This window comes from Chryseobacterium mucoviscidosis, from assembly GCF_002177115.1.
Taxonomy (GTDB): domain Bacteria; phylum Bacteroidota; class Bacteroidia; order Flavobacteriales; family Weeksellaceae; genus Chryseobacterium; species Chryseobacterium mucoviscidosis.
This window is the reverse complement of the sequence record NZ_MVAG01000108.1, coordinates 187,504-201,758: the sequence shown is the minus strand read 5'-3', so window position 1 is coordinate 201,758 and position 14,255 is coordinate 187,504. Positions and strand designations below refer to the sequence as shown.

The 14,255-nt window shown below is 35.7% G+C and carries 11 protein-coding genes and 1 pseudogene; 8 read left to right on the top strand and 4 right to left on the bottom strand.

The features are described from left to right. Positions 1-66 precede the first annotated feature (66 nt). The 4 genes and pseudogenes from B0E34_RS22505 to rimP all read right to left on the bottom strand — a co-directional run. Positions 67-351, bottom strand: a pseudogene (locus tag B0E34_RS22505) (IS1/IS1595 family N-terminal zinc-binding domain-containing protein); the annotation flags it as partial. Between the two features lie 190 nt (positions 352-541). Then, positions 542-3,466, bottom strand: a complete 2,925-nt coding sequence (infB, locus tag B0E34_RS08850) for a translation initiation factor IF-2 (protein WP_087708783.1) — start codon at positions 3,464-3,466, stop codon at positions 542-544. 80 nt (positions 3,467-3,546) lie between these two features. Next, positions 3,547-4,782, bottom strand: coding sequence for a transcription termination factor NusA (gene nusA / locus B0E34_RS08845; RefSeq protein WP_076391760.1), 1,236 nt, complete (start codon positions 4,780-4,782; stop codon positions 3,547-3,549). 15 nt (positions 4,783-4,797) lie between these two features. Continuing rightward, the gene (gene rimP, locus B0E34_RS08840) at positions 4,798-5,265 is read right to left on the bottom strand and encodes a ribosome assembly cofactor RimP (RefSeq protein WP_087708781.1); all 468 of its coding nucleotides are present in this window, start codon (positions 5,263-5,265) and stop codon (positions 4,798-4,800) included. Positions 5,266-5,483: 218 nt separating this feature from the next. On the opposite strand from rimP, the gene B0E34_RS08835 reads away from it, so the two are divergent. The 8 genes from B0E34_RS08835 to B0E34_RS08800 all read left to right on the top strand — a co-directional run bounded on the left by B0E34_RS08835 (position 5,484) and on the right by B0E34_RS08800 (position 14,252). Beyond that, positions 5,484-6,809 (top strand): UDP-glucose dehydrogenase family protein, encoded by a 1,326-nt coding sequence (locus B0E34_RS08835; protein WP_087708801.1) that lies wholly within the window; start codon positions 5,484-5,486, stop codon positions 6,807-6,809. Then, positions 6,796-7,719 (top strand): glycosyltransferase family 2 protein, encoded by a 924-nt coding sequence (locus tag B0E34_RS08830; protein WP_087708779.1) that lies wholly within the window; start codon positions 6,796-6,798, stop codon positions 7,717-7,719. Before B0E34_RS08835 ends, B0E34_RS08830 begins: the two co-directional genes overlap by 14 nt. 4 nt (positions 7,720-7,723) lie before the next feature. After that, positions 7,724-8,983 (top strand): hypothetical protein, encoded by a 1,260-nt coding sequence (locus tag B0E34_RS08825; RefSeq protein ID WP_087708778.1) that lies wholly within the window; start codon positions 7,724-7,726, stop codon positions 8,981-8,983. Beyond that, positions 8,980-10,059 carry a dTDP-glucose 4,6-dehydratase gene (gene rfbB, locus B0E34_RS08820; RefSeq protein WP_087708776.1) on the top strand — a complete coding sequence of 360 codons (1,080 nt, stop codon included), beginning with the start codon at positions 8,980-8,982 and terminating at the stop codon, positions 10,057-10,059. The genes B0E34_RS08825 and rfbB overlap by 4 nt, the downstream gene beginning before the upstream one ends. A 21-nt stretch (positions 10,060-10,080) precedes the next feature. Continuing rightward, positions 10,081-10,944, top strand: coding sequence for a glucose-1-phosphate thymidylyltransferase RfbA (gene rfbA, locus B0E34_RS08815; RefSeq protein ID WP_087708774.1), 864 nt, complete (start codon positions 10,081-10,083; stop codon positions 10,942-10,944). Positions 10,945-11,120: 176 nt separating this feature from the next. Continuing rightward, entirely contained in the window at positions 11,121-11,969 is an 849-nt protein-coding gene (locus tag B0E34_RS08810; RefSeq protein WP_087708772.1) for an ABC transporter permease, read from the top strand. A gap of 33 nt (positions 11,970-12,002) precedes the next feature. Further along, positions 12,003-13,253, top strand: a complete 1,251-nt coding sequence (locus B0E34_RS08805; protein WP_087708771.1) for an ABC transporter ATP-binding protein — start codon at positions 12,003-12,005, stop codon at positions 13,251-13,253. A gap of 24 nt (positions 13,254-13,277) precedes the next feature. Continuing rightward, positions 13,278-14,252, top strand: a complete 975-nt coding sequence (locus B0E34_RS08800; RefSeq protein ID WP_123956585.1) for a hypothetical protein — start codon at positions 13,278-13,280, stop codon at positions 14,250-14,252. Positions 14,253-14,255 lie beyond the last annotated feature (3 nt).

Here is a 14,255-nt window from a genome sequence, read left to right as displayed (position 1 = left end):
CTTTGATGAAGATTTCTATCAATAGATTTTCGTCAAAAAGCATATCTTTGTTTTTCATGAGGTGTTTTAGTATTTGTGCAATTCTAAAATATTAATTTTAGACATTAAGCACCTCATGTTTTTCTCCGAATTCACGTTAAAATACCGTTGAAGAGTACTTACCGAATATCCAGATTCTGCTGAAATCTGCTCATAAGTCTGTTTCCCAACAATCCATTTTTTGAACCAAATTTCTTTGTTTTTTAGCCCCACAGACTTATTCTCCGAAGTAAAATAAATTCCACAGTTTTTACATTTAAAACGACGCTTTCCGTTTTGCTTTCCCCAAGAAATCACATCCAGACTTTTGCAACTCCAGCAACGATTTTTTTTGAATTTTCAGCCATAAAAAAAGTTTATTGAAACAAAGTTCAATAAACTTTATATATCATCAGTAACAATCGGCAGTACGATGAATTTTACCAACTATTTTTGACTATTAAACCAAAATAATCCAGCTCAATTTGAACTGGATTATTTTCTTTTTAAATAAATTATATGATTACTTCAACTTCTTCTTCACAGCAACTTCTTCATAAACTTCAAGAATGTCGCCCTGTTCAATATCATTGTAGCCTTTCAGGTTCAATCCGCATTCGTAACCTTTTGTTACTTCTTTTACATCATCTTTGAAACGTTTTAAACTTTCAAGTTCACCATCGAATTTCACGATACCATCTCTTAGCAAACGTACCTTAGACTGTCTGGTAACTTTTCCGGTAAGAACCATACAACCTGCAATGGTTCCCACTTTAGAAATTTTGAATACTTCACGAATCTCAACATTACCGATAACCTGCTCCTGAATTTCAGGAGAAAGCATCCCTTCCATTGCTTCTTTTACCTCATCAATCGCTTTGTAGATTACAGAATAGGTTCTGATCTCAATTTCTTCACGGTCTGCAAGATCTTTTGCATTAGCTCCGGCTCTTACGTTGAATCCGATAATAATTGCATCAGATGCTGCCGCTAAGTTGATATCAGATTCTGTGATCTGTCCAACACCTGAGTGAAGGATTTTCACGCTGATCTCTTCTGTTGATAATCTCTGTAACTGATCAGAAAGTGCTTCTACCGAACCATCCACGTCACCTTTTAGGATAATATTCAATTCCTTGAATTCTCCTAAAGCAATACGTCTACCCAATTCTTCAAGCGTCGTATGTTTTTTGGTTCTGATGGAAAGCTCTCTCTGAAGCTGCTCTCTCTTGTTGGCAATCGCCTTACCTTCACTTTCATCAGCGTAAACACGGAATTTGTCTCCAGCTGTTGGCGCTCCGTCCAGACCTAAAATAGTTGCCGGGATTGAAGGACCTGCTTCTGAAAGATTTTTACCTCTTTCGTCAAGCAAAGCTTTTACTTTACCATGGTTTTTACCAGCTACCACATAATCACCAACTCTTAAAGTTCCGGTTTGTACCAACATAGTTGCTACATAACCTCTACCTTTATCCAGAGAAGCTTCAATAACTACTCCGTTTGCAGCACGATCAGGATTTGCCTTTAATTCAAGTAATTCAGCCTGTAATAAAACTTTTTCAAGCAATACATCGACATTGTTACCAAATTTAGCTGAAATTTCCTGCGCCTGAACATTTCCTCCCCATTCTTCTACCAAAATATTCATTCCGGAAAGCTGCTGACGGATGTTATCAGGATTCGCATTCGGCTTATCAACCTTATTGATTGCAATAATCATTGGAACTCCTGCTGCCTGTGCGTGAGAGATTGCTTCTTTGGTCTGAGGCATTACATCATCATCCGCAGCAATTACGATAATTGCAATATCGGTAACCTGTGCACCTCTCGCCCTCATCGCGGTAAAGGCTTCGTGACCCGGTGTATCTAAGAATGTAATTCTTTGTCCATTTTCCAGTTTCACGTTATAAGCACCGATGTGCTGAGTAATCCCTCCTGATTCACCAGCAATTACATTGGTTTTTCTAATGTAATCCAGTAATGAAGTTTTACCGTGGTCTACGTGACCCATTACCGTTACGATCGGAGCTCTTGGAAGAAGATCTTCTTCATTATCAATTTCATCTTCAGAATCTGAATCTTCAAGATCTGCATCAGAGAATTCTATTTTATAACCAAATTCATCAGCTACCAGCAATAAGGTATCTGCTTCAAGTCTTTGGTTCATGGTAACCATTACACCTAATGAGAAACAGGCAGAAATTACTTCTGTAGGAGACACATTCATTAAACTTGCCAATTCACCAACCGTGATGAATTCCGTTACTTTTAGTGTTCTGTCTGCCGCATCAATTTCCTGTTGACGTTCGTCCTGCTCTCTACGGAAGTTTCTCTTATCTTTTCTGTGTTTTGCAGATTTAGATTTACCTCCTTTATTGGTTAATTTTTCAAGGGTTTCCTTGATCTGGTTTTTAACTTGTTCATCCGTTAATTCAACAGGCATTGTTCTTTGACCCGGTCTGTTACTTCCTTGTCCGCCTCTGTTGAATCCACCTCTGTTTCCACCTTGTCCACCCTGACCTTGTGGACGGTTTCCTTGTCCGCCCTGGTTATTTCCAAAACGGTTTCCACCTTGACCTCCCTGTCCTTGAGGACGGTTTCCTTGTCCCTGATTATTTCCTCCTTGTTGATTATTGTTTCCACCCTGCTGATTTCCTCCGCCCGGTTTCTCAATTCTCTTTCTTTTCTTTTTAGCTCCCGCTCCAGGTTTAGGAGCAAACTGAGTTAAATCGATTTTTTCTCCAACGATTTTAGGACCATCAAGTTTTTGATAAACTGTTTCAATTTTTTGTGGTTCCTGAGATTCCTCTTCTGCTTTTGCAGGTTCAGCTGGTTTTTCTTCAACTGGTTTTGCAACCGGTTTTTCAGCAACAACGGGCTGCGCAGCTTCCTTCACAGTTTCTGTAGGTTTAGCCACAGGTTTTTCTTCTTCTTTTTTCTCTTCCGCTTTTGGTTTATCTTTTTTCACAGGTCTGTTTCTGGATTCGATCTGGGAAAGATCTATTTTATCAAGAACTTTAAATTCCTGTTTTTCAGGAGTTGCTTTTACTTCAGGAGCAGGTGCAACTTCTTCTTTTTTCTCTTCCACCACAGGTTGTGGTTTTGGAGCCGGAACTTCTTCAACTTCAAGCTTTTTAGGCTCTAAATCTATTTTACCTAAAATTTTAGTTTCCGGTTTGTTAGCTTTAGCTCTTATTACTTCAGGGGTTTTCTTTTCTTCAATTTCCAGCTTTTCTTCCGGAACTTTCGTGATTACCACCTCATGGGAAGCTTTACGTTGCTCGCCGTCCTTGGCAAACTCAGCCTCCAATGCAGAATATGCCGCTTCTTCTAATTGAGCGTTAGGATTGCTTTCAACCTCAATGCCCTTTGACTGTAAAAATTCTACTAATCTGGACATCGAAATATTGAATTCCTTAACCGCTTTATTTAATCTAATTTTTGGCATCTATATTATTTACTATTTTTTTTAATTCTTAAAATTAAAGTATTTCTTTTTTACTGTTTATTAAAATTTATTTACAAATCTTAATCTTCGAATTCTTCTCTCAGAATACGTTTCACTTCTTCAATCGTTTCCTCTTCAAGGTCAACCATATTCAGTAAGCTTACAGTTTCCTTGTCTAAAACTGATTTTGCAGTAGTAAGACCTACTTTCTTAAATTCATCCAAAATCCACTGCTCGATATCATCGTTGAACTCTGTAAGCTCAACATCATCATCTTCGCTGGATTCTCTGTGTACATCAATCTCATAACCTGTCAACCAAGAAGCAAGTCTGATATTCTGACCCTGTTTTCCGATTACCTTAGAAATCTCTTCAACCGGAGTGTATACTAAAGCGTATTCCTGCTCCTCGTTGATGTCAATTTTATTGATGGTAACATTTCCTAAAGCTCTCTTCACCAAAATCTCAGGGTTTTTGGACCACTGAATAACATCGATGTTCTCATTTCTCAACTCTCTTACCACTCCATGAATTCTGGATCCTTTTACCCCTACACAAGCTCCTACCGGATCTATTCTGTCGTCGTAAGCATCTACTGCAATCTTCGCCTTTTCTCCAGGAATTCTTACTACTTTCTTAAGCATAATAGTTCCGTCCTGAATTTCAGGGATTTCCAGCTCTAATAGTTTTTCTAAGAATTTAGGTGCAGTTCTGGAAATAATAATCTGCGGTTTTGAACCTTTGAAATCTACTGTTTCAACAATAGCTCTGATATTCTCACCCTTTTTAAAGAAATCGGATGGAATCTGATTTTCTTTAGGCAAAATGAATTCGTTCCCTTCATCATCCAGCAAAATCACGTGCTTATGACGGATATGGTGGATCTCTCCTACTACAATTTCCCCGATTCTGTCTTTAAACTGCTCGTACAACATGGCATTGTTGTGCTCCTGCAATTTTGTAGCCAAGATCTGCTTTAAGGTAAGAATATTTCTTCTTCCCAACTGTGCAACAGGAATTTCCATCGTAAAATCTTCTCCCACTTCAAAAGTAGGATCGATTTTCTTAGCTTCAGAGATCTCGATTTCCAAATCATCATCTTCAGACATTTCGTCCTCCACGATGGTTTTATTTAAAAATATCTGAAAATCTCCTTTATCAGGGTTTACAATCACATCAAAATGATCATCCGAATCATATCTTTTTCTCAAAAGAGTCTTCAGAGAATCTTCAATAATTGCCATAAGATCAATCTTACTGATCCCTTTTTCGTCTTTAAAATCACCGAAGGATTCAATCAACGCTATATTGTCCATTTATTCTTTTTTCTTTTAAAATTTAATTGTTACTAATGCCTTTTTAATCTCAGAGTACGGAATTTCTTTTTCCTCCTCCACATCCACTTTTCCTTTACCGATGTCTTTCGGCTTGCGGTAACGCAGGATGAGTGTAATCTTTTCTTCATCTACTTTTGCCAGTTCGCCTTCCCTTTTGGTAGAGTCATTCAGTAAAACCTCAATTTCTCTTCCGAGATTTTTTGCAAACTGTCTTGGAGTTGCCAAAGGCTCGCTTAATCCCGCAGACATTACCTGCAAGCTGAAATCATGTTCTTCGCGATCCATATTAAATTCTATCGCGCGGCTTGCATCAAGGCAGTCCTGTAAAGAAACACCGTTGTCACCATCCAAAATCACTGTGATGTCATCCCCCGCAGAAATCTTTAAATCGATTAGGAATAAATCTTTTCTGGTCTCGAGGAATTCATGTAATAATTCTTCAATTCTTTTTCTAAACTCCATAAAATATATAAAATCCTGATGTACGGTACGAAAAAAGGCTTTCTTGCGAAGGCCTTCCCATTTTTTCCGTAAATCCACTGCAAATATACGAATTTTTATTAAAAAAGCAAAACATCTTATTATCAACAGGATATGTATTGCTCATTTACCGGAAATTAAAGACGGGCGTGATAGTATTTTTAGTATTTTTGTGGTTGAATTTTTTAAAAACATACATTTTGAATATTACTATTGTAGGAACAGGTTATGTAGGACTGGTTACAGGAACCACTCTGGCAGAGCTTGGCAATTCAGTATACTGTGTAGATATTGATGAAAAAAAAGTAGAAGGTATGAAAAACGGCGTAGTTCCCATCTATGAGCCGAATCTTGAAGAAATGTTCCTGAGAAATATACAGGCTGAAAGATTATTTTTCACAACCAATTTAAAAGAAGCTCTGGATAAGAGTGAAGTTATTTATTTAGCCTTACCGACTCCTCCCGGAGAAGATGGTTCCGCCGATCTTTCCTATGTGCTGAAAGTGGCGAACGATATTGGCGAAATGATGACGGAATACAAAGTTATTGTTAATAAAAGTACCGTTCCCGTAGGAACAGCCGATAAAGTTCGTGAAGTTATCGCTTCAAAAACGCAGATTCCTTTTGATGTGGTTTCGAATCCTGAATTTTTAAGGGAAGGTTTTGCCGTAGAGGATTCTATGAACCCGGCAAGGGTAGTTGTAGGAGCAAGCTCCGAAAAAGCACAGGAAATTATGGCTAAAATTTATCAGCCATTCACCAACACCGGAGTTCCTATTATTTTTATGGACGAAAAATCTTCTGAACTTACAAAATATGCAGCTAACTCATTCTTGGCAGTAAAAATTACTTTCATGAATGAAATTGCCAATTACTGTGAAAAAGTAGGCGCTGATGTAGACAAAGTAAGGCTTGGAATGGGAAGCGACGACAGAATCGGGCATCGGTTTTTATTCCCGGGCATCGGATATGGAGGAAGCTGTTTTCCGAAGGATGTTAAAGCATTGATAAAATCCGGAAAGCAGGAAGATTTTAATTTTCAGATTTTAGAAGCGACAGAAAATGTAAATATTGCCCAAAAAGTAATCCTTGTTTCGGAGATTGAAAAGTATTTTGGAGGAAATATCGAAGGAAAAACGATCGCAATGTGGGGATTAGCCTTCAAAGCGAACACCGATGATATTCGTGAAGCTTCTTCATTAGATAATATTGCGTTGCTTTTAGAAAAGGGGGCAAAAATTGTTGCTTATGATCTGGTTGCCGAAAATAATGTTCAGAAGTTGTTAGGAGATAAAATCCAATACGCAAAGAATATGTACGAAGCTCTGGACAATGCAGATGCTTTGTTTATTGCAACAGAATGGCCGGAATTCAAAAACCCGAATTTCGAACTGATGGCAAAGAGAATGAACAATAAGGTAATTTTCGACGGACGAAATATGTATCCGCTGGAAATTCCTGAGCAGAATGGTTTTTATTATAAAAGTATAGGACGCAAAACAGTTTCTGCAAATGGAGTCTCATAAAATAGCTGTACTTGTTCCCTGCTATAATGAGGCTTTAACCATTGGAAAAGTGGTTCGGGATTTTAAAACATATCTTCCCAATGCAGATATTTATGTATATGATAATAATTCCAAAGATGAAACGATTGCCATCGCAAAAGAAGCCGGAGCTATTGTAAGACAGGAAAAACGTCAGGGAAAAGCAAATGTTGTCTTTAAAATGTTCAGAGAAATAGACGCGGATCTTTACATTATGATAGACGGTGACGATACTTATCCTGTAGAATGCGCTCAGGAAATGGTGGAGCAGTTTATTGAGAATAATTGCGATATGTTAGTAGGCGACAGACTTTCCAATAACAGTTACAGAAAAGAAAACAAAAGGGCTTTTCATAATTTCGGAAACAATCTGGTAAGAAATCTCATCAATGTTTTTTTCGGATCTGAATTGAAGGATATTTTATCTGGTTACAGAATTTTCTCCAAAAAATTTGTAAAAAATTATTCAAGTTCGATAAAAGGTTTTGAGCTGGAAACAGATCTATCCGTATATTCTTTAAATTACGGACTGACAATTGAAGAATATTCTATTAATTATCGGGACAGACCTGAAGGGAGTGTTTCTAAACTGAATACTTTTACTGATGGTTTTAAAGTTATCAAACTGTTTTTTAATTTGGTAAGACTGTACAAACCGCTTTTATTTTTCGGTTCCGTTTCTATTATTCTTTTTATTATCGGTATCATTTTTATGATTGTTCCCATCAGAGAATATTTTGAATATAAATATGTTTACAAAGTTCCTACGCTGATATTTTCTATCATGTTGACGATCGTCGCTTTGCTTGCATTTACAACAGGGCTTATTCTGGACAACATCAGTATTATTGATAAAAAAAATTTTAAAGTAAGATATAACAACACAAAGTAACACGATGAAAGAAAAATTTATTTTTCTTCTTTTCACCATTATCTTTTTTCTGAATATCCAGTTCAATCTTTTTCATCTGATCCCTCGTGAAAAATTTAAATACAGCAAGCTTGAAGAATCAGAAACACTGGTTATAGGAAAACTTTTAAATTCCCAACACGGATCGGTTTTCGATGACGGTGGATTTACCGGCACCTATTACTCAGATTACATTTCGGGGAGAAAAACCGGCGGAAAGAAAGCCTATGAAGCCTATATTAACAATAAAATTCCAACAAAATACAGTTACGATGCCTACAAGTCACAGATTGGCGGTCAGGCAATTTTATACAGTATTTTTGATAAGGTTTTCGACTTAGATAACAAAATAAATTTGGAAATTTTCAGAATGTTTAATTCCTTATCATTAAGCATTCTTCTCGCCTTATTTTTAGTCTGGGTAAAAAGAAAATTTGGAATTATGACTTCAGTTATATCTTTTTTACTGATTCTTGTTAATTACTGGATTTTTCTTTACGGAAAGAGTACATGGTGGTGCAACTGGGTTTACTTTTTACCTTTTGTGTATGGTCTTTTCTTTTTTGAAAAATATAAATCCGCGAATTTCAGAAGATATATCATCGTTTTCTCAATCTTATTTTTCATAAAATTTTGGTTTACGGGTTTTGAATTTATTACCGTCTTTCTGATAGGCTCTTCGATACCTTATTTATATTATATATTCGAAAATAAACTTTCTTTTTATGTTCAGTTCATCAAAAGGCATTTTATCATAACAATAATTCCACTGTTACTATCTGTTTTATTTCAATTGTACCAATTTAAACTTTTGGCAGGAAGCTTTAAAGCAGGGATCTTACATTTAGCAGACGCCTACTCAAGAAGATCGAGCGGAGATTACTTTTACGAAGAAAAATTCAGCTACCTGAATCAACTGAAAAAATACCATTTGGACATTATTACAAGATACGTGGGAAATTCTTTTATTAATGAAGATCTTACTTTCGTAAAGGTTCCTTTTTTGATTCTTGTTATTGCAGGAATTATTTCTTCTGTGATATTATTTATAAAAAAGAGAGAAAGAAGGTTGGCCGCTGTAACATGGTTTTCCATTGCCGCACCCTTCAGTTGGTTTATATTATTTAAAGAGCACGCACACATCCATAAACATATTGATTTTTTTGTTTGGTACTGTCCGTTTCTTATTTTAATTATACTTTTAATATCTTTGACACTAAACTTTGTTTTTAAAACAGCAAAATGAAAAATATAATCATTACGGGAGGAGCCGGCTTTATCGGTTCGCACGTGGTAAGAGAGTTTGTAAAAAATAATCCTGAAACAACGATCATCAACCTTGATGCACTTACGTACGCAGGAAATCTGGAAAACCTGAAGGACATCGAAAACGAACCTAATTACGTTTTCGAAAAAGCCGACATTACAAAACCTGAAGAACTTAGAAAAGTCTTTGAAAAGTACAATCCAGATGCTGTTGTGCATTTAGCGGCTGAAAGTCATGTAGACCGAAGCATTACAGATCCGATGGCATTTATTAATACCAACGTGAACGGAACCGCCAATATCCTGAATCTTTGCAAGGAATTCTGGACGTTAAATCCGGATCATACGCATGGAAGATTTCCGGATGAGAAGAGAACGAATCTTTTCTACCACGTTTCCACAGACGAAGTATATGGAAGTTTAGGCGAAACAGGTTTTTTCTTAGAAACTACAGCATATGATCCACAGTCTCCGTATTCGGCTTCAAAAGCAGCTTCAGATCATTTGGTAAGAGCTTACGGAAATACGTACGGAATGCCGTTTATTATTTCAAACTGCTCAAATAATTACGGTCCGAATCATTTTCCGGAAAAGCTGATTCCTCTTTGTATTTCAAATATCATCAACGAAAAACCTTTGCCTATTTACGGTGACGGGAAATATACAAGAGACTGGTTATTCGTCATCGATCATGCCAAAGGAATTCATCAGATCTTCAATGAAGCTAAAACAGGAGAAACATACAATATCGGAGGCTTTAATGAGTGGCAGAATATTGATTTAGTGAAAGAGTTAATCAGGCAAACGGATGCTAAATTAGGCAGAGAAGAAGGCTACTCTGAAAAATTAATCACTTTTGTAAAAGACAGACCGGGACACGATAAAAGATATGCTATTGACGCTACAAAACTTAATTCTGATCTCGGATGGAAACCGTCTGTAACTTTCGAAGAAGGTTTGGCAAAAACCATTGACTGGTATCTTGAAAATAAAGAATGGCTGGAACACGTAACGAGCGGAGATTACCAGAAATACTACGAAAAACAGTATCATTAAAAATTAAACACAGATTAACCGATGAAAGGTATCATTTTAGCCGGAGGTTCCGGAACCAGACTCTACCCTCTTACCATCGCTGTCAGCAAGCAGTTAATGCCTGTTTACGACAAACCGATGATTTATTATCCTCTTTCTACATTGCTATTAGCAGGAATTAAAGATATTTTAATTATTACAACGCCCCACGATCAGGAAGGCTTTATAAAACTATTAGGAGACGGATCACAGATTGGCTGCAATATAGAATATGTGGTTCAGCCAAGTCCGGATGGTCTTGCACAGGCTTTTATTCTGGGAGATCAGTTCATTGGAAATGATGCGGCCGCCTTGGTTTTGGGTGATAATATTTTTTACGGTTCAGAAATGGGAACTTTGCTTAAAAACAAGACTAATCCTGATGGAGGTGTTGTTTTTGCCTACCACGTTTCAGATCCTGAAAGATATGGTGTTGTAGAATTTGATGATCATCTTAAAGCTGTTTCTATCGAGGAAAAACCTTTACAGCCGAAATCAAATTACGCTGTTCCCGGATTATACTTTTACGATAATGAAGTGGTTGAAATTGCAAAGAACATTCAGCCCTCCGCGAGAGGAGAACTGGAAATCACTGATGTAAATAACGTATACCTTCAAAAAGGAAAACTGGAAGTTGGTGTCCTCGACAGAGGTACAGCATGGCTGGATACGGGAACTTTTGATTCTTTAAACGATGCTTCTGAATTTGTAAGAGTAATCGAAAAGAGACAGGGCTTCAAAATCGGCTGCATTGAGGAAATTGCTTTCAGAAATAAATTCATCAACGAAGAAAAATTACTGGAAACCGCAACCAAATACGGAAAAAGTGGTTATGGCGAGTACCTGAAAAAATTAGTCAGTAAATAATCGGCTAAATTAATACATTTTAAAACTATCGGCTTTATAGCTGATAGTTTTTTGTTCATAACGACAAATATTAATATATTAGTTGATATTTTCTTAATTTAAATGAATAATAATTCATAATAAATAAAAAAGGGAATCAATTAAATAGTATAAATTTGCATTAAAATTTTACACAGATGAATGACCCACAGCAAAAGTGGACAGAAACTATTGAAACCCAGCATTCTTTATTCGACTTAAAGCTTAAAGAAGTATGGCGGTACAAAGATCTTGTCTATATGTTTGTAAAAAGAGACTTTGTTTCCAGTTTCAAGCAAACCATTTTAGGACCAATCTGGTTTTTCATTAATCCTATTTTAACGACAATTGTTTATTTGGTTATTTTTGGAAAAATAGCCAACCTTCCGACTGATGGAGCGCCACAGTTGCTTTTCTATCTCGCAGGAGTTACCCTTTGGAATTATTTTTCATCCTGTCTTTTAGGTACATCCTCAACTTTTGTGGGCAACGCCAGTATTTTCGGAAAAGTATATTTTCCAAGATTGGTTACTCCATTATCTATTGTGATCTCAAATCTTATGCGTTTCGGCGTACAGTTTTTACTTTTTATCATTGCCTGGTGTTATTATTTATCGAAAGGGGAAATACATCCAAACATTTGGGTATTGGCAACTCCTCTTTTAATTATTTTGATGGCATTATTTGCTTTGGGAGTGGGAATGATCTTTTCAGCGCTCACTACGAAATATAAAGACCTTACAATGCTTCTGGGATTTGGAGTAAGCTTATATATGTATGCTACGCCGGTTATATATCCCACCTCAGCTTTACCTGGTGGTTTTAAAAAACTTTCCTTTTATAATCCTTTAACCGGAATCTTTGAGTGTTTTAAATATGCTTGGCTTGGCGTTGGAGATTTTTCGCCATTAATGCTGGGAATCAGCTCAGTAATCATCCTTATACTCTTGGCTGTAGGTATTGTAATTTTCAATAAGATTGAAAAGACCTTTATGGATACCGTTTAAAAATCTTTTTAACATTTTTAATCATAAGAAAATATGCTCGCTCTAAAAGCAGAAAACATATCAAAACAATACCGTCTCGGACAAGTCGGGACAGGAACTCTATCTCATGACCTTAACCGTTTTTGGCATAAAGTAAGAGGGAAGGAAGATCCTTATTTAAAAATTGGTGAAGCAAATGACAGAACCGCAAAAGGAAAATCTGATTATGTATGGTCTCTACGTGATATCAATTTTGAAATTGAACAGGGTGATGCCGTAGGAATCATCGGAAGAAATGGAGCCGGAAAATCCACTCTTCTTAAACTTTTAAGTAAAGTCACAAAACCCACAACCGGAAAAATTTACACCAATGGCAGAATTGCCTCTCTTTTGGAGGTAGGTACAGGTTTTCATCCGGAAATGACGGGTCGGGAAAACGTTTACCTTAACGGAGCGATTCTTGGGATGACAAGAAAAGAAATTACACGAAAATTTGATGAGATAGTTGATTTTTCAGGAGTGGAGAGATACATAGATACTCCCGTCAAAAGATATTCTTCAGGAATGTATGTGCGATTGGCTTTCGCAGTTGCTGCACATCTCGAATCGGAAATTTTAATTGTAGATGAAGTTCTTGCAGTAGGCGATGTTGAATTTCAGAAAAAATGCCTTGGAAAAATGGGCGATGTTACGAAAGGTGAAGGCAGAACCGTTCTTTTTGTAAGTCACAACATGGCAGCTATTAATGAATTATGCAACAGCGCAATTTTATTAGATAAAGGTACTGTTTTGATGCAGGGAGATAAAGACAAATGTATTATTGAATACCAAAAAAGAAGCGGACATCTTTCTTATTATAATGCATCAGAACATGATTTTAAAATAGAGAATGACAAAATTAAAGTATTGTCTTACACCGTTGAACCGATACATGGCAATGTATTAAATATTAATTCTGGGGCTAAATTTGAAATTATTTTTTCGAGTAAAGTTCAGAACTCGACATTGGATCTTTCTTTTTATTTAAGAAATTCACACGAAGTAACAATTCTGAGTAATGGATTTATTATAAGTGAAAACGGTGAAACTGGGGAATATTCGCTTGTATTTGAAATTCAGCCCAATATTCTTAATGAAGATTCTTATTATTTTGAAATGTTCTGGGGAATCAATCGTTCTGAGATAGCACTGAAAACAGAATCGTTTGGCTTTGAGATTAATGGAATTCGAAATCAATTCGGCGATATAAGAAAATCACCAGGTGTTATTTTCCCCAATATAATTTCAAATGTAAAAAAAATTTAGTTTAACGGTCTTAATTAAATATTTATGCTTTTAAATATCATTTTTTCATACAATCGTGCAATGCAGGTAGACTATCTTCTATCCACCATTCTAAACAGGCTGAAGATACCTGATTACAGCACCGTTATTCTATATCATACAACGGGCGATCATCATTTAGGTTATAAAAAATTAATAGAAAAATATAAGACATATCCTAATATTAGCTTTGTTGAAAGAAAGGAAGTTTGGTTTGATATTTCTTTTTTAAAAACTTTTAATAGTAAAAAGAATTTTAATTTTTTTCTGGAAAAAAATCTAAAAAACAAAAAGGGAGATAACTTTAAAGGTCTTCTACAAAATTTATTAAGAAAAACCAAACATGATTTTGTTATGTTTAATACTGATGACGGAGTATTCTATGATGATGTTATTTTAGATAGTGATGTTATTTCCGTATTTAGAGAAAATCCTAATACAACTTCTTACAGAATGTATGTTGGTGATAACATAGATGGGTTTCCAAATTATATTGAAAAAAAAAGTAGCTATTACCAATGGGATTATTATACAGATAAGAACATTACACATTGGTCTTATCCTTTTTCTGTAGATGGCACTATTTACAATACCAAATATTTATTAACCGTTTTAGAAAAAGTACCATACCATAATCCTATAACGCTTGAAGAAAATATGTTTAGATACGCGCTGGAACATAAACTTTTCAGAAACGGTATCAGTCCTTTAAAAACAAAATTAGTTGGAACAACATTAAATAGAGTTTCAACAGATAATTCTAATCCAACTATAAATATTAGTGTCGATTATTTAAATCAGAAATTTACTGAGGGATATACTCTTCGTCTTAATTTTCCTGAAAAGATAACGGTAGTAAATATTGTGCCTTTTGAGGTTATTATAGAAAAAGGAGATGAGAAAATCATTATTTACTCTATTGACGATGAAGGAAAAAAAGTCCAAAGTTCCTATGGAATTGAAGGAACAAAAAAAGATTAACAA

Coding starts and splice junctions, on each gene's coding strand:
- B0E34_RS08830 (WP_087708779.1), top strand. CDS start 6,796: ATGGAGTCTCATAAAATAGCTGTACTTGTTCCCTGCTATAATGAGGCT.
- rfbA (WP_087708774.1), top strand. CDS start 10,081: ATGAAAGGTATCATTTTAGCCGGAGGTTCCGGAACCAGACTCTACCCT.
- B0E34_RS08825 (WP_087708778.1), top strand. CDS start 7,724: ATGAAAGAAAAATTTATTTTTCTTCTTTTCACCATTATCTTTTTTCTG.
- B0E34_RS08805 (WP_087708771.1), top strand. CDS start 12,003: ATGCTCGCTCTAAAAGCAGAAAACATATCAAAACAATACCGTCTCGGA.
- rfbB (WP_087708776.1), top strand. CDS start 8,980: ATGAAAAATATAATCATTACGGGAGGAGCCGGCTTTATCGGTTCGCAC.
- B0E34_RS08800 (WP_123956585.1), top strand. CDS start 13,278: ATGCTTTTAAATATCATTTTTTCATACAATCGTGCAATGCAGGTAGAC.
- nusA (WP_076391760.1), bottom strand. CDS start 4,782: ATGGACAATATAGCGTTGATTGAATCCTTCGGTGATTTTAAAGACGAA.
- infB (WP_087708783.1), bottom strand. CDS start 3,466: ATGCCAAAAATTAGATTAAATAAAGCGGTTAAGGAATTCAATATTTCG.
- rimP (WP_087708781.1), bottom strand. CDS start 5,265: ATGGAGTTTAGAAAAAGAATTGAAGAATTATTACATGAATTCCTCGAG.
- B0E34_RS08810 (WP_087708772.1), top strand. CDS start 11,121: ATGAATGACCCACAGCAAAAGTGGACAGAAACTATTGAAACCCAGCAT.